This is a genomic window from Jiella sonneratiae, assembly GCF_017353515.1.
Classification (GTDB): Bacteria; Pseudomonadota; Alphaproteobacteria; order Rhizobiales; family Rhizobiaceae; genus Jiella; species Jiella sonneratiae.
Genome location: NZ_JAFMPY010000009.1, coordinates 196,931 through 203,659, shown reverse-complemented (window position 1 = coordinate 203,659; position 6,729 = coordinate 196,931). Strand labels below are relative to the sequence as shown.

7 protein-coding genes are annotated in these 6,729 nt (G+C 66.5%); all 7 read left to right on the top strand.

Translation table 11 applies throughout. The features are described from left to right. The first annotated feature begins 202 nt into the window (after positions 1 to 202). Genes J1C47_RS11260 through J1C47_RS11230 form a run of 7 tightly spaced genes read left to right on the top strand, consistent with a single transcriptional unit; the run spans position 203 to position 6,692 of the window. Complete coding sequence (locus J1C47_RS11260; protein WP_207350857.1) at positions 203 to 439, top strand: hypothetical protein; 237 nt, start codon at positions 203 to 205, stop codon at positions 437 to 439. Between the two features lie 4 nt (positions 440 to 443). Continuing rightward, the gene (locus J1C47_RS11255) at positions 444 to 1,064 is read left to right on the top strand and encodes a hypothetical protein (RefSeq protein WP_207350856.1); all 621 of its coding nucleotides are present in this window, start codon (positions 444 to 446) and stop codon (positions 1,062 to 1,064) included. Further along, positions 1,064 to 2,017: a hypothetical protein gene (locus J1C47_RS11250; RefSeq protein ID WP_207350855.1), complete on the top strand. Its 954-nt coding sequence runs from the start codon at positions 1,064 to 1,066 to the stop codon at positions 2,015 to 2,017. Before J1C47_RS11255 ends, J1C47_RS11250 begins: the two co-directional genes overlap by 1 nt. 1 nt (position 2,018) lies before the next feature. Then, on the top strand, positions 2,019 to 5,351 hold the full coding sequence (locus tag J1C47_RS11245) for a phage tail length tape measure family protein (protein ID WP_207350854.1): 3,333 nt from the start codon (positions 2,019 to 2,021) through the stop codon (positions 5,349 to 5,351). Beyond that, positions 5,351 to 5,653: a hypothetical protein gene (locus J1C47_RS11240; RefSeq protein ID WP_207350853.1), complete on the top strand. Its 303-nt coding sequence runs from the start codon at positions 5,351 to 5,353 to the stop codon at positions 5,651 to 5,653. The genes J1C47_RS11245 and J1C47_RS11240 overlap by 1 nt, the downstream gene beginning before the upstream one ends. Further along, positions 5,650 to 6,285, top strand: a complete 636-nt coding sequence (locus tag J1C47_RS11235) for a hypothetical protein (protein WP_207350852.1) — start codon at positions 5,650 to 5,652, stop codon at positions 6,283 to 6,285. Before J1C47_RS11240 ends, J1C47_RS11235 begins: the two co-directional genes overlap by 4 nt. Next, on the top strand, positions 6,285 to 6,692 hold the full coding sequence (locus tag J1C47_RS11230; RefSeq protein WP_207350851.1) for a hypothetical protein: 408 nt from the start codon (positions 6,285 to 6,287) through the stop codon (positions 6,690 to 6,692). The genes J1C47_RS11235 and J1C47_RS11230 overlap by 1 nt, the downstream gene beginning before the upstream one ends. Positions 6,693 to 6,729 lie beyond the last annotated feature (37 nt).

Sequence of the window (6,729 nt, the reverse complement as noted above, 5' to 3'; positions counted from 1 at the left end):
CCGCACGCAACGGCCTCGTCATCGCTCGCCTACGGCTACGCGATAACGAGGCCGTTGCGCATTCGGCACCCGAAGAGGGGGCCCGTTTGAACGCCGATGAGGGGTCCCGTTCCGAAGCCGTTTGACAGCGGCTCGCGCTCGCCGTCACGCGGCCGGAATCCTTCGTCTACGGCAACCTCGTCGCCGGCGACGCAAGCTGATCATGAGCGACGTCGAGATCGAGGCGCTCAAGCCGTTCAACCGCACGCCGCAGGGTGACCCCTGCGACGTCGGCGATCGCTTCACCGTCGGCGCCACGCGCGCCGACGAGCTGGAGCGGCTGAAGCTCGCCCGTCGCGTCGCCGCGGCGCCCAAGCCCGAAAACAAGATGCGGCAGGAACCGGCAGCCAAGCAGCCGCCGGCACCGCCCGCCCGTCGAACCCGTCCGAACAAGGGTTGATGCCATGCTCACCGTCGTCACGGCTGCCACAGCCGCCAATCTGACCACGCTCGAACGGGCGCGGGCAATGCTGGACTTCGCCCCGACCGAAGATGCGGCGGTGAGCACCCTTATCGACCAGGCGTCGCGCGTCATCGCCGACTATTGCCGGCGGCCGTTCGGCCTTGAGACGGTGCGCGAAACCTTCGACGCGTTCCTTTGGGGCTCGGCGGTTCTTCTCAGCCGGTCGCCTGTCATCGCCATCACGGAGGTTTTGGACGGAACGCAGGCTATCGACATTGAGAACACTCGCCAAGATGCCGAGACCGGGCTGCTCTACCGGATCGATGATGACGGCTATCCGCTTTGCTGGAGCGGCGCCCGGCTCACGGTCACGTACAGCGCCGGCTACGTCCTGCCGTCCGACGAGGACGGTGCGCCGGCGACAACCCTGCCGGAGCCGGTAGAGCGCGCGGCCATCCGCCTCGTCGGCGCCTATCGCTCGCTGTCCGGCAGAGACCAGCTCATCAAGAGCGAGACCGTCGAAGGCATCGGCTCCACGTCGTGGTGGGTGCCAGGCGCAGGCAGCGTCCTCGCCGATCCTGAGGCCGAGCAGCTTCTACAGCCATATCGGAGGCTGTTCTAATGCTGCAGCTCACTCACACAGCGATGCGGATCATTCGCGCCGATCAGACCAGGCGCGAAGCGAAGGCGGCGGCGAAGGCTAAGGCGAAATGCCGCCAGCTCAATCATCAAGTGATGCTGCGCCTCGTCGAGAGCGCGGCTTCTATCCTGCGCACGGGAGAGCCGACCTATTTCGAATTCGAAGGGGCGTGCAGATCCGGCATCCGCCGTTCGCTCATCATGCAGGGTTGGAAGTGGGTCGACGCTGACAATGCCGCTGCCGATGTTGTCTCTGCAGCCCTGAAGCAGATAGGCGCCGTTCGCCCAACATGGGACCAAGGTCAGCCGGAATGCGCCGCAAACTTCAGCGTCGAGCACTACTATTGCTCCAGATGCGGCACATCCATTCCCGACGAGCGCAAGGCTTCCGGCAGGGCGAAGTTCTGTTCCGACCTGTGCTCCACGGCCGCGAGCTTGACCAAGGCCCGTATGTCCGGCGAGCGGCGGTCGCTTGCCGATTATCTCGCTCAGATATCCCGCACGTCAGCGGAAGAAGTCCGGCAGAGGACCGGCACCTGTGAGCAGTGCAACCGGCCGTTCATAGCGCACAGCGGTCAGCTCTTTTGCAGTGTGCGCTGTCGGGGGCTCGCCGAAAGGTCCAAGCCTGAGGTGAATTGCGAGCAGTGCGGGACGGCATTTCGCTCCAGGCTGAACCATGGTCAGCGGCAGAAATACTGCTCGAAGACATGCGCCGACGCCGCAGCGACCGGCATCGAAAGATGGCGCAAGCCCCGTCCGCAGGTGACCTGTGAAGGCTGCGGTTCGATCTTCTCGCTGAAGGTCGTCTCCCGGCCGCGCCGCTTCTGTTCGCAGAGCTGCGCCAATCGGAAAAACAACAGCGACCGCGCCCGAATGCGCTGTGAGCCCGTGAGCGAGCCCCAAGAGTGGGATTTCCAGAAAAAGGGAGGCCGCTGACATGGCCGGAGAAGTCTATCGGCGGCTCACCGTCACCGCGCAGCAGCGCGGCGTTCGCGAGACCGCGCAGGATGTCGAGAAGCTCGGCCAGAGCGTCCAGCGCGCCGCCACGACGGCGTCCGACGGATCGCGGCAGTTCGATCGGTCGTTGACGGCCGCGGGCGCGAGCGGTCGCACCTTCGCGACCGATCTGCAGCGCGTTCAGCAGGCGCTCAAGAACCACGGCTTTTCGCAATACGCGTCCGACCTCGCCAGCGTGAAAGCGGCGACCGCCGAGACCACGAAGCTGACGCTTTCGCAGAGCCGCGCCATCGAGTCGCTGGAGCGCAGTCTCGATCCGGCCGTGCGGAACCTGCAGCGGTATGAGGCGGCCGAGGCGAAGGTCGCGGCTGCCGTGGCCGGCCGCAAGTTCAGCCTCGAGCGCGGCAACGAGCTGCTCGGCCTCGCCGCAGTTCGGTTCAAGCAGGTCGGTGACCAGGCCAGCGGCGCAAATGACAACGTGCGCCTGACCTCCAACCAGATGCTGAACCTCGGCCGACAGGCGCAGGACGTCGGCACGATGCTCGCGATGGGGGCGAGCCCGTTCCAAGTGATCACGAGCCAGGCCGCGCAGGTCTATGATGCGCTCGCCTCGGGCCCCGGCGGCTTGCGCGGTTCTGTGAAGGCGCTTGGCGTCGAGCTTGCATCGCTCGTTGTTCGCTTCGCCCCGATCGGTCTCGCCGCCGGTGCGGCGACGACGGCCGCCTATCTACTTTGGAAGGCCGCATCGGGCCCGGAGGTGAAGACGGCCGAGGAAGCGCTTAAGAGCTACAAGACTCTGCTCGACGAGCTCGAGGCGGGGTACGGGCGCGCAGCGGATGCAGCCGCCGACTTCTTCAAACGGGCCCGGCAGGAATCGCCGAACGTCGCGTCTGCGCTCATTCAAGGAACCGAGGCGGAGATCCGCGCGACGCTTGCGCAGGAGATCGAAACCTTGACCGCGAAAACGCAAGGTTTCGTCACCTCGTTCAAGGATCTGTCTCCGGCAGTCCTCGCGGGACAGCAGCAAATTCGGACCCTCGGCGATCGGCTGGAGTCGGGCAAGATCACGGTCGCCGAGTTCCGGGACGAAATCGCGAAGATCCGGATCGCGCCTGACCAGCCGCGCGTCATCGTCAAAATCGCCGACGACTTGCTCAAAGGGTCGGTGAATGCACGCGAGCTGGCGAACGCCCTCGGCGCCGTCGGCGGGGCAGCGGACATCGCCGCCGGCAAGACGTCGCGGCTGGCGATTCCGTCGATGCGGGAGCAGCCGCGGCAGTTCGGCGGTGCGGTGCCGCTGATGCAACGCCTCAATCCCGAGGGATACGACGCCATGGTTGAAGGCCTGAAGGCGCAGGCGGACGCCATGAAAAAGGTCGACACTGCCGCGAAGTCCGCCGCCGATGCCCTACGGGAGGCGCAAGACGCGATCGCGGACGCCTCGCTCCGCGGCTACGCGGCAGAGATGGCGCAAATCAACCGCGAGATCGAGCGGCAGATCGCATTGAACCCCGAGAACGCCGCGGCGTGGCGGGAGGTTCGAGCGGCGCGCAAGCAGGCTTTGGAGATCGCGACGAACCGCGGTCTGTTCGATCCGCTGCAAACGCAGGTCGATCAGGTCAAGGCGCAGGCGGCGGCCATCGGACTCAATGCCGACGCGACCCGGACCCTGACCGACGCCATGAAGGCCGAGCAGGCGATCCGACAGGCCGGCATCGATCCGCTTAGCGACCGCGCCGACCAGTACCGCCGCGCCGCTGCTGCCGTGTCCGATTACGCCGCCGAGGTCGACCGGCTGGCGAAAGCCTGGGACGTCGTCCACAAGGCGGAGACGGACGCCATCGACAAAGGCGTCGACGCGCTGATGTCCGGCGATTGGAAGTCGGGCCTGACAAGCATCCTCGATGACCTGCAGAAGCAGATCGTCGAGATTGGCATCAAGAACCCGTTGAAGAACTCGCTGACCGGAAGCCAGCTTCCGACCTTCTCGGATCTGTTCCTCAATCCGCAGGCGCCGGCTCTTCCGACGTCGCAGATGACGAACGCCATGAATGTCAACGCCGCCGTGGTGAACATCGGAGGCGTCGGCGTGACAGCGGCGCTCGGCGGGGCGCCTGTCGGCAATGTCGAGCGAGGCGGCGCACTCGCTGCCGTGAACAAGCTCGCCGGCGTGAACGACAACGGGAAGGTGCCGCCCGTCAGCGACCTGGCCGCCTACATCCGCCAAGCGGCCAACGTGCGCGGCATCGATGCTGAGACCGCTCTACGCGTTGCCCGGTCCGAAGGCTTGGGTGAAGGCATCTGGCAGTCGAACTATCGGCGGAACGGCTATCGCGAGCCGTCCTTCGGGCCCTTCCAACTGCTCAAGGGCGGGCCGGGAACCGGCTTCGGCCGCGGCCTCGGCAATGCGTTCATGCGCGATACAGGGATGGATCCAGCCGATCCGCGCAGCGCCTATGCCGGCATCGATTACGCACTGAACCACGCCGCCAAGAACGGATGGGGGGCATGGTACGGCGCCGACAAGGCTGGGATCGGTAAATGGGAAGGGCTTCGGGGCGCTCAGACGGTTCCGATCGAGCAGATGCAGGCTCAGATCCAGCAGTCGGCAATGGCTCTTCAGCAGTCGGCTTCCACGCTCGCACCGGCGGCTTCGACGTTCACAACCGGCCTGCAGCAGAGCCTGAACGGAACGATCCTAGGCGGCGCCGGCCAGATCGCGAACCAGTTCGTCCCCGGGCTCGGTGGCGTGGTGCAAACCTTCCTGCAGGCGTTTCAGAACGCCGCGCCGGGCGGCGGTATGGGCGGCGGCATGTCGGGAAGCGGCGCCTACAACATCGGCGCCATGCTGGCGAACCTCGTTTCGTCCTTCTTCGACACCGGAGGTTACACCGGGCCCGGTGGCGTCCATGAGCCCGCCGGCATCGTCCACAAGGGCGAGGTCGTCTTCAGCCAAGCGGACGTCGCCCGGGCCGGCGGTGTGGGCGCCGTTGAGGCTATTCGCCTCGGCGGGCGCGGCTATGCAGACGGTGGGGCGGTAGCGGCGCCGGCGCGCACGATCGTGAACCGGCAGTCGGCCATTGCCCGCGCGCACTCGCCCGCAAACGGTCAATCGCCGGTCGTAAACATGCCGGTCACGATCGAGAACCGGAACGGATCGAAGGTAACCGCGCAGCAGGAAGACGACGGCCGCGGCGGGAAGCGCCTGCGGATCAACATCATGGACGACATGGTTTCCGAGACCCTCAGCAAGGGCAGGAAGTCGAACCGGGCGCTCAGCCAGCGCGGCGCCAAGACACCATTGGTGCGCTGATGAAGACGATCGCAAAATTCCGCCAGCGCGTCCGCCGGGAGGCCCATCGCAATTTCGACGCCTGGGACCGCGACATGGCGGCGGACGACGACGCTATCGACTGGCTTTGCGCCAATCGGGACGAGGCGCTTCGGCGGCTTATCCTGCCCATCCGAAGCGAGGCTGAGAAGATGCTCGCTGAGGGAGTGAGCCCGCTCGTCGCCGCGATCTACCTGAACGAAACCGAGGCGGTGCTTCGCAGCCGGTTCGAGAAGATGATCGTCGACCTTATCGAGGCGCTTCGTCGGAAGCTCGAGCAATGACGGACGATCCGTTCCTCGCCGAGGTCCGGCTGATCGTGTCGGACCTTTCGTCGCCAGAGGCGCAGTCGGCGCGCCTCGCCACCTTCGCGGCCGAGGAGATCGCCAAGGCGCAGGCGGCGAACGCTGCGGCGCTCGGCGGGCGGCAGCCGGATCCGCGCGTCACGGTCGACGGACGCCAAGGCGCGCCGCTCGCGACCGTGCGGCCGGATGGCAAGATCGTCGCCGACTTTGACCTCGGCGGCGAGGTCATCGAATGGATAGGCGCCGAGCTCCTGAAGGCGTCGCCGGTCCTCACCGGCGCCTATCAGCGGGCGCACCGCTTGTTCGTTGATGGCGTCGAGCACACGCCAGGCGATCCACTGCCGGCCGGCGCCAAGCGGTTCGTGTTTCTCAACCTCGCGCCCTACAGCCGGAAGATCGAGGGCGATGTCGACCGGGCCCCGCTGTCGTCTCAGGCCCCGGCGGGCGTCTTCGAAGTCGTCGCCGCCATGGCAAATCGGCGCTTCGGCAACACGGCCGACATTCGTTTCGGATGGGAGGCAGTCGAGAAGGCGCCCGAAAAGTCCACCGTCGGCCAGCGGAAGGCCGAGCGAGCCAGCCGCACCCCCGCAATCATCGTGAGGCTCTACTGATGGCACATCCCACCGTTGACACCGCCGTGCGCGCCCGCTTGGCCGCCAACTTCAACGCCTGCGAAATCCGGCCCGAGGGAAGCCTTGAGGCCGGCGACGGCGCCCCGTTCCTCGTCGTGCAGTTCCCCTATTCGTCCAGCCGGCAGGCGAGCATCGGCGATCCGGGCGGCAACCGTTGGCGGGAGGAAGGAGGCGTGCGCTTCGTCCTCAGCGTCCCGCGCAATCGTGCCGCGATCGCAGCGGGCCGGCAGTGGGCAGAGGAGATTGCCACCGTGTTCCGGGGGAAGCGGTTCGATGGCGTGCTGACCTTCGCGCCGACGTCACCCGTGAGCGACGACAACAACGACGTCGGCGGGCTTTATCGGCTGTCCTGGGCGGTGCCGTATCAGTTCGATGTGAGGGGCTGACCGTAGGGTGCTCAGAGCGACCTACGGGAGCAAGGGT